The organism is Acinetobacter sp. BWR-L5, from assembly GCF_039655985.1.
Classification (GTDB): Bacteria; Pseudomonadota; Gammaproteobacteria; order Pseudomonadales; family Moraxellaceae; genus Acinetobacter; species Acinetobacter johnsonii.
The window spans coordinates 323607-339561 of record NZ_JAGFEV010000005.1; the positions used below are offsets into that span (position 1 = coordinate 323607).

The 15955-nt window shown below is 41.7% G+C and carries 14 protein-coding genes and 1 pseudogene; 7 read left to right on the forward strand and 8 right to left on the reverse strand.

Annotated elements, in window-relative coordinates:
* Positions 1–143 precede the first annotated feature (143 nt).
* Both mrcB and JZ787_RS11430 read left to right on the forward strand, forming a co-directional pair.
* Complete coding sequence (gene mrcB / locus JZ787_RS11425) at positions 144–2540, forward strand: penicillin-binding protein 1B (RefSeq protein ID WP_346312330.1); 2397 nt, start codon at positions 144–146, stop codon at positions 2538–2540.
* Between the two features lie 21 nt (positions 2541–2561).
* Complete coding sequence (locus JZ787_RS11430) at positions 2562–3110, forward strand: tetratricopeptide repeat protein (protein WP_234950465.1); 549 nt, start codon at positions 2562–2564, stop codon at positions 3108–3110.
* A 12-nt stretch (positions 3111–3122) separates the two neighbouring features.
* Here JZ787_RS11430 and JZ787_RS11435 read toward each other — a convergent pair whose 3' ends face one another.
* Complete coding sequence (locus tag JZ787_RS11435; protein ID WP_346312331.1) at positions 3123–4022, reverse strand: NUDIX domain-containing protein; 900 nt, start codon at positions 4020–4022, stop codon at positions 3123–3125.
* A 150-nt stretch (positions 4023–4172) separates the two neighbouring features.
* On the opposite strand from JZ787_RS11435, the gene JZ787_RS11440 reads away from it, so the two are divergent.
* Positions 4173–4340 carry a hemin uptake protein HemP gene (locus tag JZ787_RS11440; RefSeq protein WP_004696105.1) on the forward strand — a complete coding sequence of 56 codons (168 nt, stop codon included), beginning with the start codon at positions 4173–4175 and terminating at the stop codon, positions 4338–4340.
* 122 nt (positions 4341–4462) lie between these two features.
* Here the strand turns inward: JZ787_RS11440 and JZ787_RS11445 are convergent, their stop codons facing one another.
* From JZ787_RS11445 to JZ787_RS11460, 4 genes are all read right to left on the reverse strand, one after another.
* Entirely contained in the window at positions 4463–5800 is a 1338-nt protein-coding gene (locus JZ787_RS11445) for a HAMP domain-containing sensor histidine kinase (protein ID WP_346312332.1), read from the reverse strand.
* Entirely contained in the window at positions 5800–6462 is a 663-nt protein-coding gene (locus tag JZ787_RS11450) for a response regulator transcription factor (RefSeq protein ID WP_159152862.1), read from the reverse strand. The genes JZ787_RS11445 and JZ787_RS11450 overlap by 1 nt, the downstream gene beginning before the upstream one ends.
* 145 nt (positions 6463–6607) lie before the next feature.
* On the reverse strand, positions 6608–6970 hold the full coding sequence (locus tag JZ787_RS11455) for a NirD/YgiW/YdeI family stress tolerance protein (RefSeq protein WP_004696098.1): 363 nt from the start codon (positions 6968–6970) through the stop codon (positions 6608–6610).
* 101 nt (positions 6971–7071) lie between these two features.
* Entirely contained in the window at positions 7072–8829 is a 1758-nt protein-coding gene (locus JZ787_RS11460; RefSeq protein ID WP_078389484.1) for a GspE/PulE family protein, read from the reverse strand.
* A gap of 208 nt (positions 8830–9037) precedes the next feature.
* Between JZ787_RS11460 and JZ787_RS11465 the strand changes: the two genes are divergently transcribed.
* The gene (locus JZ787_RS11465; RefSeq protein ID WP_346312333.1) at positions 9038–10294 is read left to right on the forward strand and encodes an MgtC/SapB family protein; all 1257 of its coding nucleotides are present in this window, start codon (positions 9038–9040) and stop codon (positions 10292–10294) included.
* Between the two features lie 5 nt (positions 10295–10299).
* Here JZ787_RS11465 and tsaA read toward each other — a convergent pair whose 3' ends face one another.
* Complete coding sequence (gene tsaA / locus JZ787_RS11470) at positions 10300–11010, reverse strand: tRNA (N6-threonylcarbamoyladenosine(37)-N6)-methyltransferase TrmO (RefSeq protein ID WP_346312334.1); 711 nt, start codon at positions 11008–11010, stop codon at positions 10300–10302.
* A 102-nt stretch (positions 11011–11112) separates the two neighbouring features.
* Between tsaA and JZ787_RS11475 the strand changes: the two genes are divergently transcribed.
* Complete coding sequence (locus tag JZ787_RS11475) at positions 11113–11892, forward strand: ferredoxin--NADP reductase (RefSeq protein WP_004696086.1); 780 nt, start codon at positions 11113–11115, stop codon at positions 11890–11892.
* A gap of 109 nt (positions 11893–12001) precedes the next feature.
* A complete protein-coding gene (locus JZ787_RS11480; RefSeq protein WP_346312335.1) occupies positions 12002–12787 on the forward strand; it encodes a DUF2071 domain-containing protein in 786 nt (261 codons plus the stop codon).
* A 403-nt stretch (positions 12788–13190) separates the two neighbouring features.
* On the opposite strand, the gene JZ787_RS11485 is transcribed toward JZ787_RS11480, so the two are convergent.
* Positions 13191–13757 carry a TetR/AcrR family transcriptional regulator gene (locus tag JZ787_RS11485; protein WP_168158968.1) on the reverse strand — a complete coding sequence of 189 codons (567 nt, stop codon included), beginning with the start codon at positions 13755–13757 and terminating at the stop codon, positions 13191–13193.
* Between the two features lie 251 nt (positions 13758–14008).
* Between JZ787_RS11485 and JZ787_RS11490 the strand changes: the two genes are divergently transcribed.
* A complete protein-coding gene (locus tag JZ787_RS11490) occupies positions 14009–14851 on the forward strand; it encodes a hypothetical protein (protein WP_346312336.1) in 843 nt (280 codons plus the stop codon).
* A gap of 114 nt (positions 14852–14965) precedes the next feature.
* Here JZ787_RS11490 and JZ787_RS11495 read toward each other — a convergent pair.
* A pseudogene (locus tag JZ787_RS11495) lies at positions 14966–15897 on the reverse strand (IS5 family transposase).
* Positions 15898–15955 lie beyond the last annotated feature (58 nt).

The window sequence follows — 15955 nt, forward strand, 5'->3', positions numbered from 1 at the left end:
TTATTTAAATTGATTCAAAAACTAAAGTGACTGCTGCTACACGCGGAATAGTCTATATTTCAGTTTGTTCACAGTTTAATTATTGCAAATTAGCGAAAAGCTTCGCATGATTAGCACAATTTCTCAGGATCTTATTCGTATTTATGAAGTCAGAACGTGGCATAGGTTTAATTGCACTGATCTTCTGCATCTTAGTCATTGCAGCATTCTTGGTGTTTAGTATTTATTTAATAAGACTCGACTCCGTTGTACGTGACAAGTTTGAAGGCAAGCGCTGGGACATTCCTGCGAAGGTATTCGCACGCCCACTCGAAGTGTATACCAATGCCCCTGTCAATCAGGCTGACTTCACTCAAGAGTTAAAACTTTTGGGCTATAAGTCCTCGGAAAACTATACCAAATCAGGCAACTTTGTCAGTTCTGGCAATGAGTTATATGTACACACCCGTGGCTTTGACTTCGGTGATAGTGTCGAGCCTGAACAAGTGCTTAAAGTCACCTTTGCAGATGAGCAAGTGGCTGAAGTCAGTGCAACTAAACCCTCTTCTACAGGGATTGCACGTTTAGAGCCGATGCTGATTGGCGGGATTTATCCGCAGCATAACGAAGACCGTGTCCTGATTAAACTCGACAAAGTCCCTAAGCCTTTAATTGAGGCTTTAATTGCAACAGAAGATCGTAATTTCTATAGTCACCACGGCGTTTCAATTCGTGGTACGGCACGTGCGATTGTGAGTAATGTCACGGGTGGAAAACGTCAAGGTGGTTCAACACTGACCCAACAGTTGGTGAAAAACTTCTACCTCACCCCTGAAAAAACCATTAAGCGTAAAGTCAATGAAGCATTTATGGCTTTATTGGTCGAGTTTCACTATGACAAAGATGAAATTTTAGAAGCCTATCTCAATGAAGTGAACCTCGGTCAAAACGGCAACTATTCTATTAATGGTTATGGTTTGGCTTCGCAGTTTTACTTCGGTATGCCTCTGCGTGAGCTAAATATTGCGCAACAAGCTTATTTGGTGGGTTTGGTACAAGGTCCAACCTTATATAACCCTTGGCGTAACCCAGAAGCTGCGAAAAAGCGTCGTAATATTGTTTTAAACAACATGTTGGTCATGGGCTATCTGACCCAAGAACAATATGAAACTGAAACAGCTCGCCCTTTAAATGTGATTGCCAAACCGGCTCTCGGCCCTTCACGTTTCCCAGATTTCTTAGACATTGTACGCCGTCAGTTACGTACCGAATACCAAGAAGGTGATTTGACCAACCAAGGTCTACGCATCTTTACAACGCTCGATCCAATTGCCCAAACTAAAATTCAAGACGCGTTTAAATCGACTGTTGGTCGCTTAAGCCGTGGCTCAAGCCGTCTAAAAGAGCTGCAAGGTGCGGTATTGGTTGCTCATCCTGAAAATGGTGAATTGGTTGCAGCTGTTGGTTCAACCCAAGACTTTACTGGTTTTAACCGTGCACTCGATGCCAAACGTCAAGTCGGTTCACTGCTTAAACCTGTGATTTACCTCAGTGCGATTCAATCGGGACGTTACAACTGGGCCAGCCCAATTGAAGATAGCAGCATTAGTATTCAATCCAATGGTAAAGCATGGACACCCAAGAACTATAGCGGTGGCGAACATGGCGTTGTGCCAATGGTACAGGCACTGTCTAATTCATATAACTTGTCAGCAGTTCGCCTTGGTCAAGAGTTTGGTTTATCGACGTTTAGTAACCACCTAAAACGTTTTGGTGTGACCAGTAACATCCCAACCTATCCATCCATTTTCTTGGGTGCGGTAGACATGTCTCCGATGGAAATGCTCAGCATTTATGGCAACTTTGCCACAGGCGGTTTTAAGTATCCGACTAAATCCATTCGTACTGTTGTCGATCAAAACGGTCGCTTGCTGACCCGTTATGGTTTAAATGTCCAACAAACCATTGACCCTGCTTCTGCCTATGTCCTGAACTATGGTCTACAACAAGTGATGACCTCAGGTACAGGTCGTTCAGCTTATAACACTCTACCGAACTCGCTTCAGCTTGCAGGCAAATCTGGAACCACCAATGACACCCGTGACTCATGGTTTGCAGGTTACTCGGGCAATTATGTTTCTGTGGTTTGGCTAGGTTTAGATGACAACAAACAAACTGGCTTAACAGGTTCTTCAGGTGCGTTGCCAGTGTGGACCAATGTAATGAGCCAACTGCGTCAAAAACCAGTCAACTTACGCCAACCAGATGATGTGCAATGGCATTGGATTGATCGTGGCACGGGTTATCTTGCCGCGCAAGGTTGTGAGGGTGCAATGTATATTCCCCTCTTGAGAAACACCGTACCACGCAAAGCAACTGCATGTGGCTTACCGCATTATCAAGTTGAACCCACTTACAATCCTGAAACAGATGGTTACCAAGCTACACCTGAACAAGGCGACAGCATAGACAACTATATTCGTGAAAGTGAATCGAACATGCAGCGAAACTTAGAAGATGAGACGCAAGTCATTTCGAGTGGTAGCTATCAACCTGAATAAATAGGACGGATTTAAATTTTGATGTGGTTTAAACATTTCAGTATCTTAGCAACCATCGTGACTGTGGCAGGCTGTCAAAGCCTCCCACAGCCAGCTGAAAAAAAGATACCTGAAAAGCCGACACAGGCGGATAAAGAGCAGAAAACACCCTCTGGGGTCACAATTCACCCTTATGACCGCGAAGAAATTCAACGTCAGAAGATTGTGATTCCTGAACAGAAAAGCAAACAACAGTTTGATGATGGGCGACAGCTTCCTGCTTTTAAAAGCCTGATGCAAAAAACGCAAACGGCCTATCGCCAAGGCCAGTGGAGCCAAGCACAAAGCTACGCCATGCAAGCACAGCGTTTAGCACCACAGTCGAGTGAGACCTTTTTGTATTTGGCTTTAATTGCTAATCAACAAAAACAACCTGCAAATGCGGAATCGCTTGCACGTCGCGGCTTGAGTTATGCCCAAAGCAATGCCATGAAAAAGCAGCTTTGGAGCATTATCTTAAAAGCAGGTCAAATGCAGAAGAATCAGAAAACCATTCAACAAGCCCAAACAGCAATCAAAAGTCTGTCTTAAAAGCACGCTCCGTTAGATGGAGCGCTGCCCTGCTATACCATAAGCACCATAACTTTGCGCCTTGGCTAAATCAGCTAACTGTAAGCCGCCGAGAGCAAAAATCGGGATGTGAATCTCTTCTGCAATCAAACTGAACTGTTGCCAACCCAAAGTTTCACTATTTGGGTGGCTGAATGTTTTGAGTACAGGGCTGAGCAAAAGAGCATCACAGCCAATTTCTTGTGCATGTTCAGCACTGCTACGGTCATGACAGGCCGCTATATAACGCTGTCCAATGTTCAGCTCCCCTTTACTCAATTGCATCAGTTGAGATTGTTTCAGGTGTATGGCCGCAACTGCCTGCTGTTGTAGTGGATTTAAACCTTTCCATAGTTCTATATTTATAATTACCCGTGCCAATTGTTCTACACTTAGTTCTGCAATTTTTAAAATATGTTCAGGACTGGCAGGCACTCGCCAATACAGCACTTGTTGTTCAGGCAAATCCTTCAACAGATCGATTTGATCTGAAATTTTAATCACGGGTGCAGCATAAAGTCGCTTCAAAATGGCCTGATTGGCTTTTGGAAAGTTAAGATCTTGTAATTCGGCACGCTTGAACCACGCCCATGGTGAGTGAATGTCTGCCAATAGATGATTTGATACTACGGCATGAAATAAATGCAAATTGACAATCACATCGTCATATTCAAACTGAATACAGTCAAAAGCATGCCAATCTTGTATATCAATTCCGACCTCTTCTAACACTTCACGGCGACAAGCTTGCTCAGGCGTTTCACCTGCTTCCACCTTCCCTCCAGGAAATTCGTGCTTATTGCCCTGATGCTGTTCCGCCTGACGCCAGCCCACCAAAACTTTGCCTTGATGTAAAAGGATGGCTATAGCAACTTGAACCAAAGGTTTTGACATAATCAGATTCCATTTCAGATGTGTGGTGTATTGAGTGATTGCATGTAACGATATTGAAGTTTTTTATATTTTCAGCGAGAAAATGTTGACAGCCTCATTCGATAATGATTATCATTTAAATCGTTCAACATATACCACGGAGTCGCCAGAATGAACGCACCATTTAGCTTATTTACTCGTAACGAAACAGCCCATTCACTACCAATGCTACACTCAAACAACTTATTTGCCCTAGGCCGTGAAATTCGCATTATGCATGCTGGAGAAGAGTATCGTCTACGACTCACTCGCAATAATCGACTCATTCTTACCAAATAAGAACTATAAAAACCCAATAACAATAATCGTGGAAACAAGCAGTATGTCAGCGCGTACTGCTTTTTAATGTCTTTAAGTTTGATCATTTATGCTGTTTTTATCACAGATCACAATCTGCATATCTAAGCCTCAACCCTATTTAACAGCAGTTCCACTTTTAAACCGCCTAAGTCGGATGAACTAAATAACAACTGCCCTGCGTGTAAATCGACAATTTTCTGACAAATGGATAAGCCCAAGCCTGAACCTTGTGTTTTTGTACCTAAAGCCCGATAAAAGCGTTCACCCAAACGCTGGATAACTGTTGCATCGACCCCATTTCCGCTATTTTCAATCCTCAGTCTGAGTTGCTGTTTTTCGATCGTGAGATTGACAAAAACTTGTGCCTGCTCGGGGCTATAGCGAATGGCATTGTCGAGCAAATTGCGAAGTGCGCTAAATAAGAGCTGCTCATTGGCCAATACATAAACCTGCTCTTCAAGCACCACGTTAATTTTAATCTGTTTTGAGTCCGCAAACGGCTGTAAAGCTTTAATCACATCCTGCATTAGCAGACTGAAGTCAAACTTAGTCTTCGCCAAACTTTCCTTTTGCTCAGGGTCTAGACGTGCCAGCAACAACAAATTATCCAACACCTGTACCCCACGACTGACATCTTGTTGGATCGGTTTGAACTCACTTTCAAGTTCAGGAAACTTGCGCTTGAGCACCTGAAGTCGCATTTGTATCGCAGACAGTGGAGAACGTAGCTCATGTGAAGCATCCGCGGTAAAGCGCTGCTCTGCCACTAAAGCTTGGTCTAAACGTGCCAATAAAGCATTCAGCTGCGATAACATCGGTTGCAACTCAATCAGCTCAGGTTCTGGCATAGAAATAGGTGCTAAATCATTTACTGATTTATTTGAAATCTGCTCTGAAACTTGGTGTATCACCCGAAATTTACGTCGAATGGCAAAATGCATCAACAACCACTGTACACACCAGACTAAAAACAACACACCACTGAAAACCAGAATGCTTTGCCAAAATGCATGGAAACGTTCGGACATCGACTGTGTCACTTGAACCTGTAAACCGTGATTATCCTGTGCAGTATAAATACGCCACAGTTTGTGCTCTGACCAATAAAAACCATAAGGTGCATCTGAAACCAAACTCAAATGATCCACGGTTATTTTTTCAGGTACATCTTCGGATGCAGTCAAAAGTTGCTGTGCATTATCGAGTCGATAATGAATATCAAACTCATCACTAAGCTCTGCCAAAGCTTGACCATTGCTGACCGTTAAATCATCTGCCAGCAACATATCGGCCATTTCATCCATAATTTCATCTTGCATAGACATGGTCTGATAAACCGACACCCCAATGAACATCAGCAATGCCAAAAGCCCCGCCAGTATCGAACTGAGGAGCGAACTTTTAACAAGCTGACGCTGGAGTGAAATTGGCTGAGCCATTATATGTCCTGATTCATTCTGTAGCCCAAACCACGAATGGTTTTAATACAATGACTACCGAGTTTTTTTCGCAATTGATAAATAAAAACCTCAATCGCATTGCTTTCGATTTCATCGCCCCATGCATAAAGACTTTCCTCAAGTTGTTCCCGTGTAACGACATATTCGGGCTTGAGCATCAATTTATGCAAAATTTGAAACTCTTTGGCAGTTAAATTAACAGCTTGACCATTTTGAGTCACACTTTTGGCTTGTGGGTCGAGTTGGATATTGGCATAGCTCAATACCTGCGAGCTACTATGCTGTTGCTGTCGAAGTTGTAAACGAATTCGAGCGGATAATTCCTCTAGACTAAAAGGTTTGACCAAATAATCATTGGCGCCCAAGTCTAGCCCTTCGACTCGATCTCGAATACTGTCACGCGCTGTTAAAAAAATCACAGGAGTCGATAGGTTCTTGCCACGGACTTTCAGCAAAATGTCATCACCTGTGGCATGTGGCAAACCACGATCTAAAAGCACACAGTCATACTGATGCTGTTCAATGGCTAAAATGGCATGGTCGCCCCGTTCCACCCAGTCGACACTGTAGCCATCCATTTCAAGCCAAGTTTTAATACTCTCAGCTTGAGAGGCATCATCTTCTGCCAATAATATTCGCACTGCTTAACCTGCCTAATCACTATTGTTTAGATCATGCCGTGAAATGGCTCAAAATACAAAAAACCACAGGGCTAATATCCAATCGAAGCCCTGTGGTTTTTTAAGAAAGCCCGATCAAATTTGGATTGAGATTGGGCAAGTGTGTTTAGAATTTCACTTGATCTACGTCAATTTCAACGCGTTTTGCTGGTTTGTAGTCAATATCTACTTCACCGATAATGGTTACAGGTGTTTTAGCCGAAATTGCTTTGCCACCCCATAATTCATCATCAATGTCGACAGTAATTGAACCGGTTTGATCACGGAATTCATACTTCTCATCCCCAATGGCTTTGACCACATAACCTTTTAACTGGACGTGACTGTCATCTTTTAATGTTAACGCATGCTTAACTGTAGTTGGTGTTGAAGCAGCAACTGCCGCTTGGTTCACTGCGGTGTTTGCTACAGCGACAGTGGTTGAGCCAATAACACCAGCAACCAATAACGCTTTCATCATCATATTCATATCCAGTACCTCTATTTAATTGTTCACCTATTCGATGAAGTCATTAAACCAAAGCTAGATGAGCTGAATCTTAAGAAAGCCTCAAGTAAGGCATTAAACGCTTAGTTGAGTGGGACGACACGTAACACTTCTTCTAGTGTCGTGACGCCTTCTAAAACTTTACGTGCACCCGCAATTCTTAAAGGCTCGATGCCTTCTTTTTTGGCTTGTTGACGCAGTGCGGTCAAGTCACCATTGGCGCCAATCAGTTGCTTCGCCTCTAAACTCACAGGCATAAACTCATAGATGCCGACTCGTCCTTTGTAGCCCGTTTGACGACACTCTTCACATCCCACTGCGGTAAAGACTTTTTCAGGCATCTCCATAATATAATCAAAAGTCAGATGCTCCCATTCTTGGCTGTTGATTTGCTTTTCAACTTTACAGTGTGGACATAAACGACGTACGAGACGCTGTGCCAATACCCCTAAAATGGTTGCCGCGGTTAAGAACGGTTGTACGCCTAAATCATGCAAACGCGTTAGACTGGAAGGTGCATCATTGGTGTGCAGAGTTGACAGCACTAAATGTCCTGTAAGTGCGGCCTGAATCGCCATATTGGCCGTATCATGGTCACGAATCTCACCGACCATAATAATGTCAGGGTCTTGACGCATCAGTGCGCGAACACCATCAGCAAACCCAAGATCAATGCCTGTATTCACCTGCATTTGGTTAAAACTCGGCTCTAACATTTCAATCGGGTCTTCAATGGTACAGACGTTCACCTGTTCGGTAGCTAATTGTTTCAAAGAAGAATAAAGCGTGGTGGTTTTGCCTGAACCCGTTGGCCCTGTCACTAAAATAATGCCGTGACTATGCGACGTCAGCGCTTGCCAATCACTCAGCAAATGCCCTTCAAAACCCAACTGCTGAAAGCTACGCACTAAAACTTCAGGGTCAAAAATACGCATCACCAACTTTTCACCAAAAGCAGTCGGTAAAGTCGAAAGACGCAGTTCTGTTTCTTGCCCTTTCGGTGTCCGTGTTTTTAAACGTCCATCTTGTGGTTTACGTTTCTCTGCCACGTTCATTCGACCTAAAATTTTAATCCGCGAAATCACCGCGGTTAAAGTATTGGCTGGCATGTTATAAATCGTATGTAATACCCCATCAATACGGAAACGAACTTTGCCGTTGTCTTTACGTGGTTCTAAGTGAATATCACTGGCACCTTGCTCAAAAGCAAACTGTAAAACCCAGTCGACTAATTTAACAATGTGTTGGTCATTGGCATCGGGGTTTTGACTATCGCCCAACTGTAAAAGTGCTTCTACGCCTTTATTATCACGGTCATAACTCCCAGACTTCTGGGAGTTACTGACGGCGCGACTCACCTGATAATACTCGACCATATAGCGCTGTAGTTGTTCAGGGCTGAGTAATACACGCTGGATTTTTTTCGGTGCAACATTCTGCTCCAAATTTGCAATCCAATCTTTCATATACGGCTGATCTGTTGCAATCAACACTTGATTGGCCTGAACTTCAACAGCCAAGATTTTATTGCGGAAGGCGAATTCTTGAGACATCACCGAAGTCAAAGCTTGTACATCGGCTTTGAGTGGATCAATCACATAAAACGGTAATTGAGTCTTTTCGGCTAGCCACTGACAGAGCCGATTTAATGTCAGTCTCGACTGTGGATGCGACTGATCCACCAGATTAAAATGAGCAATCCACTGTAAAGGATGCCACTTCAATTGATCACGTTGACGGTGCGAGGTTTGTACTAGATTTTTTTCTTTTTCAGTAATTCGTCCATCTTTAAACAGTTGATCTAAGCACCAAGTGGTATCAATTTCAAAATTAAAATTCATTGTTATACGTCCCCAAACATAACCCCACTATAGCAAGATTTTCTGTATTCATTCGCACAAAGCATAAGCAAATCCTACAAATATCGAGGAGTAGCCAAGCTCATCAATAGAATCACGAATTTACTCACAAATCTTGCTCTTTTAACTTGAATCCACCTCCAGCATTCGCCTATATTTTAGACAGATCATTAGCTTTTGTGAGATAGGCTTGGACTTCAGCATAGTTTCCATCAACAACTTGGCTTTATCTGATGTCCTCATTACCTTGGCTTCAGCGTTAGGCTGTGGACTGTTGATTGGTCTAGAGCGCGAACGAAGCAAACAACGTGAAAACCAACAGAGCTTTGCAGGACTACGCTCCTTTGCCATTTGTGCCCTTCTCGGTGCCATTTGTTTTTTATTTGGTGTCAATATTGGCATTGTTGGTGCGCTGATCATCGGCGGCATAGTTATATTCTCAATGAAAAACCAAACAGAAGATTTGGGTTCAACCACTGAACTTGCCTTTGTCATGACTTATTTTATTGGCGCAATGTGCCTGTGGAATACCCCTTTAGCGGCAGGTTTAGCCGTGCTCCTGACCATTATTTTAATGACCAAACATTCTATGCACAGCATTGCGGGGAAATGGATCACTGAAGCTGAATTTAAAGACGGTATCTTTCTCCTAGCGCTGATTTTAATTGCCCTGCCCTTAACGCCGAATACGCCTTTATGGGGTGCTGTGCTGAATCCCTATATTCTTTTAAAATTAGTCACACTCATTCTTGCTGTTCAAGCGCTTGCACATATTGCCAAACGACTGCTGAGCACTAAAAATGCCATGATTTTATCGGCAATCGCCTCAGGTTTTGTATCCAGTACAGCGACAGTTGCCAGCTTAGGCATGGAAGTACGTGCAGGTCGAGCACTCGCTAAACCCAATGCAGGTGCAGCGCTCATGTCCTGTATTGCAACTTTATTACAACTGCTGATTATCGTCGCAGGTGTGAGTATACTTTGGCTCAAAACCATACTGCTTCCGACCCTTGTAGCAAGTGTCCTTTTAGGGATCTGTGCTTATGCGTTGGTACGATCTGCCCCTGCACAAGAACAAAATCAACCCACTGATTCACGCATGTTTAGCCTAAAAGAGGCTGGCATTATTGCCCTGACTTTGACGCTCATCCAAGCTGGTGTGTATGGACTTAACCTTTGGCTGGGAGATGCAGGTTTAATTGCTGGGACTTTGCTGGCTTCTTTGTTTGAGATTCATGCAGCGATGGCAACAGTGGTCATGCAAGGGGCACCGACAGACACGGCAGCAATGTCTGCATTTATCTTAGGTTTGACTGCACACGCTGTTGCCAAGTCCATTAATGCCGCCTTAACAGGTGGTAAGCAATACTTTATTGCTTTTGCCCCGATTCAGATTTTGCATATGGTGGTTTTGATTGGGCTATTGTATTGGAGCTTCTCTCTTTAAATCTCTCATTCTACGGCCGTGATATTCACTGTAGTTTCACCCACTGTAAAAGCGATATCAACAGTAGCAAATTTCATTTTATATACCCGCGCTTCATCCTTCTGATACGCTGGTCTGGGATCTAAAGATAAAACGGCTTCAAGCTCTTGCACGGTCTGTACAGACAATTTCCCACTCGTCAAAAGCTGCTGCTTCTGTTCGATCGCCCGATTCGACCATATCACCGATTTACGTTTAGGTTCATCTTGCGCATAGCCACTTTCCGCTTCTATAACGGCATCTGAGTAGTATATATAAGGTTTAATATCGACAATCGGGGTGCCATCTAGCAAATCACTTCCTGTGACATACACTCGAACAGACCTCCCTTCTTTTTTAACACACTTGAGCTTTACCACCGATAGACCAATCGGTGAAGGACGATACATGCTGCGAGTAGCAAACACCCCTATTTTTTTATTCCCTCCTAAGCGTGGCGGACGAACTTGTGGACGGAACTGGGTTTTCTCTGGATTTTTATTGTCATGAAACTGCCACACCAACCATAAATGACTAAATGCCTCAATTCCTTCAAAGGCCAGAACATCATTATAGGGTGCTAGCATTTCAATATACGATTCCACTTGAACCAAATTAGGCTGACGAGGAATACCAAACTTTTCCTTATAAGAAGAGTGCATATAGCCAATAATCGGCAAGGTTAACTCAGTCATCATCACTTTTTCTAATAAGCTCAATTAAATATATTCAGTTTATCGAGAATGATTTTAGATTAGAATAGCAACCTGTTCTAATTTGATAATTTATTGAGACCTTTAATGGCTGCTTTCAACGTCGAAAAGATTACTCACGTCCACCATTGGAATGATACTTTATTCTCTTTTAAAACGACGCGCGACACTGCTCTACGTTTTAAAAACGGTCAATTTGTGATGATCGGCCTTGAAGTAAATGGCAAACCGTTAATGCGTGCTTATTCTATCGCTAGTGCAAACTACGAAGAAGAACTTGAGTTTTTCTCAATTAAAGTTCCAGATGGCCCGTTAACCTCTATTTTACAAAAAGTTAAAGTGGGCGACGAAATTTTGGTATCTAAAAAACCAACTGGAACTTTAGTACTTGATGACTTAAACCCAGGTAAAAACCTATACCTGCTTTCTTCTGGTACAGGTCTTGCACCGTTCTTGGCGACCATTCGTGACCCTGAAACCTATGAACGTTTTGAGAAAGTGATTGTGGTTCATGGTACACGCTTCATTTCTGAATTGGCTTACCAAGACCTTATTTTAGACGAACTTCCGAACAATGAGTTCTTTGAAGAGCTAGGCATTAAAGATAAATTGGTTTACTACCCAACAGTTACTCGTGAAGAGTATCCAAACCAAGGTCGTGTAACAACAGTAATTGAAACTGGCGAGATTTTTGAGAAGATCGGTTTACCACGTTTTAACCCAGAAACCGACCGTGCAATGCTTTGTGGTAGCCCTGCATTCCTCGATGACGTTGCTGCACTTCTAGACCAACATGGTTTAAAAGAGTCGCCACGTATGGGTGTACTTGGTGACTACGTGATTGAACGTGCATTCGTTGAAAAATAAGATCGTATAAAGATATTAAAAAACCGAAGCTTAGGCTTCGGTTTTTTATTTACTCTACGCATAGTTTTATCTAATATTAAAAAAAATAACAAATCTAGAATTTAAACCCATGACCTTTCCAGAACTAAAATTTAAAGACTATTTACATCCAAAACCCAAGCCCAGCGGTCTCGATGTACAGTGCAAACTCCAGCATTTTGCCCTCATTACTTATGCCGTTGACCCAGCTCGTTTTAAAGAGATCATTCCAGCGCGATTTAAGTTAGACACGGTCCAGTACCAAGGCAAACAACATGCACTGATGTCGGTAGTGCCCTTCATCGATGTCGATTTCAGCTCTGCGGTTTATCCTTTTCCAAAATTCACGATGGGGCAAACCAATTATCGGGTCTACGTGATTGATCAGGAAACACAGGAACGTTGTGTTTGGTTTTTAGGAACGACTTTGGACTCTTGGACGCTAATCGTTCCTCGTTATGTCTGGCAACTACCGTGGCATCCTGCACAGATTGAGTTTGATTGTCAGCAAGATGCAGAGGATCGATATACACAATATAAAATGCGAACTCAATCGGCATGGGCCACTTCAGATGTACATTTGTCTCAGTCGGAACATGACCAATGGCTTTTTGAAGGCTTTCCCAATTTAGAAAGTTATCAGGTCTTCTTGACTCATCCTTTAGCAGGATTTTACCATCGCCGCGATGGAAAACTCGGCAGCTATCGTGTGTGGCATGGCCGCTTAAATCCGAAACCTGCAACGCTGCACTATGCTCGCTTTGAACTTTTAGCAAGGCTCAATCTTGTATGCTATGAAGATCAGCTCAAACCCTATAGTGTTCTGATTGAACCAATCAATGAATTTACCATTTATTTACCCCCCAAGGTGCCTTAATCATTCGGCTGAATAACACAATAAATAATGAATACCCTACAGTTTTTAAGGAATATTAAGCATGATGAATAAATTTCAGCCAAAATAATCAGAGATTGGTTGTTTTTCTCCACAAAGTCTCTATAATTCAACAAAACAGACAAGTCTGTCTATTTTTGCTGAAATACTGAATGACCGAAAACATTCAGAGGGTACAAAAAATATAAGAAGGCACTTTAAGTTGCTCATATCCATATCATGCATTATTGTCAAATAATGTGCGATATGGAACATAATCATTATCAGCAAAGCGCGATAACCTAACCGTTATCGCGCTTATTTATTTGTACGTGATTTATTTTAAACGCATTTAAGCCAGCAATATAATGTGTATTGGGTTAACTTTAAGATTAAATTTTATACATTAGATAGCTGAAAGTTCCATTTGGATTAAAGTATTCACACGCTTCCAATAATCTTCCAAATGCACTTGGTTCGGATCAATTTGAGCTTGTATGGTCATGCCATCCAAAATACTCGATAGAAATGCAGCCAACTGTTCATCCTGCTTTACACCTAGACGATTCAAAGCCTGACATAGCTTGCCTTTCAACCATTCTTTATAATCAATTGCAGGCTGTAACGAAGAAGGATAAAGTTTTGAAATTTCTTCAACTGCCTTTTGGAACATACAACCATTAAAATCCGCAGTATGAAACCAAGCATGGTACCATTCAAAAATTGCACGAATATGGGAGAGATAATCACTTGGGTCACATGCAGCAATCGTCGCTTCAAGCGACTGCTGTAAATTTTGGTTTCTGGTCACTAAGCATTCTTCAATTAATTTAGCTTTAGATGGGAAGTATTTGTAAAACGTCATTTTAGCAACGCCAGACTCACTAATAATCCGATCCACACCGATAGAATTATAACTATGTGAGTTAAAGAGATTAAGCGCTGTGTTAATGATGTCTTCTTTTTTTGACATTTATTTTACCTGATGCACAAAACTTTAAAATTAAGCCATTAACCCAAAAGAACAGCACATGAAAACGAAATACATCGATTGAAGACGATATTATATATCAAATTTAGAGCAACACCGTTTTTTTATAAAAAACAATACCGGTATTAATTCAAGCATTTGAAATATATAGTTTTTAAAATAAATAAAACACTAGAAGAGTCGGATCTTTTTCACTATGATAAAAATGATGACAATTAAAATTTACCTCGTATATGAATGCACTCTCCTTCACCCAGTCTGAACATACCCGCACAGAAGTTTTGCGCTTTATTGAACGATCCTTAAGCTCAATGTCATGGGCAGCCAATACTCAAGCGATCATTCATTTAAAGCAAACGACAACCGAACATGTTTTATTTCAACATCTGATACTGACACGGCTGCATCAATGCCAACTCAGCCTTGAACAGCTGAAATTTATTCATCTGAATTATTTTACCGCCATTGTTAAAATTTTCACTGATGCTTTGAGTATGGCTATGTATCAAGCACTGCAACTTGAGCACGACAGCGATATCGTGGAGCAAGACCGCATTGCAGCCAAGATATATGCACGTTATTTGTTGTCACTAAATCTTCTAGATGAATTGGGTTTTAATACCCACCAACTTGAGAAAAGCTCACCCTCTAAATCGCATTTGGTCTATTTCCTTCAACTGATGCAGCAACTTGAACTCAATGTCGCCGATCAAAAACAGACCGAGCCTGAAGCATTTGCAATCGCACAATTTATTCAAGAACATATTCATTCTTATGCAGACTTGCTGCTCATTTTGGCTTGTACTGAATTACAAGTGATTAAGTTTAGTGAAGCACTCAGAACTAATCTCGCAGCCTATGATCCTTTATTTACCCAAGGCTACTATGCATGTCATGGCCTTGCAGAAACATGTGATACAACCCTTGCTAACGATGACAATCATGAAGACGACATTTGGGTGCTATTCACACAATGCTATAAACCAGAACAGGCTCTGTATTTCCAGCAACTTCAAACTGAATATTTAAGTCTATGGAATAACTTTTGGAGCAAGATGAATTTGGTATTAAGCTAAACTTAAATCTAAATTTAGTCCAAAATGGCATATTAAAGCTTGGAAAATCATTCAATTCATACGGCTTTGTTTCACAAAGATTTAAAAATTAAGATTTCCCATATCTACTCAAATTTAAGTGACAATTTGGGTATGAGTTCGGCCTAATTCTGTAAATTTATTTAACACCGCCACACGTGCATGAATCTCGTTGACTTGACTATCAAAATTCCTAGCACTCAGTTTATCGCCTAATAATTTGATGCAATGTATCTTAGTTTCGATCAAACTTCGGTGATGATAGCCTGACCATTTTTTCCATAGAGTCCTGCCTAAACGTTTAACTGTTCGAAGTAATTCATTTCTCCCCTGAGAATGGGCTTTTGTATCTTTCCATGGTTTCGCATTTTTTCTTGGCGGAATCACCGCATGCGCTTGCCGATCTGCAATAACCTGACGGTATTGCTTGGTGTCATAAGCTCCATCGGTATAAACAGCGTCAATCTGCTCACCTTGTGGAATCTGATCAAGTAAATCACCAAGCACTTGTGAATCACTCACATTATTTGTAGTGAGTTGAATAGCGCGTATTTGAAGGATTTCAGCATCTATACCAATATGAAGTTTACGCCATTGGCGACGATATTCAGGCTGATGTTTCTTCCTTTTCCATTCACCTTCACCTAAAACTTCAAGCCAGTAGAGTCCACGAGCAAGTGAAGTCCATTACTACTTTTTTGATAGTGAATTGCAATATCAATATGCTTTTGTCTTCTACACAGCGTGGAATAATCTGGTGCTGTCCAATCTAATCCACAGAGTTTAATCAGGCTCTGAACAAATCCTGTAACCATGCGTAAAGAGAGTCGAAATAGCGATTTGATCATTAAACAGCACTGAATCGCGGCATCGGCATAAGTTTGATTTCGTCCGTGTTTGCCTTGTGGTTGAGCGTACCATTGAGTCTTAGGATCAAACAAAATCGAGATATTTCCTCGATTTATTAATGCGAGGTTATAAGTGGACCAATTCGCTGTACGGTAGATTTTAGATGCAGGCTTCTTCATTTGGAAATTATATTGCTGAATAAGCCTTCAAGAATAGGTTTGTGCAACAAAGCCATTC

Excerpts from the sequence above, each read along its gene's own strand:
- mrcB (WP_346312330.1), top strand. The coding sequence starts at position 144 with ATGAAGTCAGAACGTGGCATAGGTTTAATTGCACTGATCTTCTGCATC.
- JZ787_RS11430 (WP_234950465.1), top strand. The coding sequence starts at position 2,562 with ATGTGGTTTAAACATTTCAGTATCTTAGCAACCATCGTGACTGTGGCA.
- JZ787_RS11435 (WP_346312331.1), bottom strand. The coding sequence starts at position 4,022 with ATGTCAAAACCTTTGGTTCAAGTTGCTATAGCCATCCTTTTACATCAA.
- JZ787_RS11440 (WP_004696105.1), top strand. The coding sequence starts at position 4,173 with ATGAACGCACCATTTAGCTTATTTACTCGTAACGAAACAGCCCATTCA.
- JZ787_RS11445 (WP_346312332.1), bottom strand. The coding sequence starts at position 5,800 with ATGGCTCAGCCAATTTCACTCCAGCGTCAGCTTGTTAAAAGTTCGCTC.
- JZ787_RS11455 (WP_004696098.1), bottom strand. The coding sequence starts at position 6,970 with ATGAATATGATGATGAAAGCGTTATTGGTTGCTGGTGTTATTGGCTCA.
- JZ787_RS11460 (WP_078389484.1), bottom strand. The coding sequence starts at position 8,829 with ATGAATTTTAATTTTGAAATTGATACCACTTGGTGCTTAGATCAACTG.
- tsaA (WP_346312334.1), bottom strand. The coding sequence starts at position 11,010 with ATGATGACTGAGTTAACCTTGCCGATTATTGGCTATATGCACTCTTCT.
- JZ787_RS11475 (WP_004696086.1), top strand. The coding sequence starts at position 11,113 with ATGGCTGCTTTCAACGTCGAAAAGATTACTCACGTCCACCATTGGAAT.
- JZ787_RS11480 (WP_346312335.1), top strand. The coding sequence starts at position 12,002 with ATGACCTTTCCAGAACTAAAATTTAAAGACTATTTACATCCAAAACCC.
- JZ787_RS11485 (WP_168158968.1), bottom strand. The coding sequence starts at position 13,757 with ATGTCAAAAAAAGAAGACATCATTAACACAGCGCTTAATCTCTTTAAC.
- JZ787_RS11490 (WP_346312336.1), top strand. The coding sequence starts at position 14,009 with ATGAATGCACTCTCCTTCACCCAGTCTGAACATACCCGCACAGAAGTT.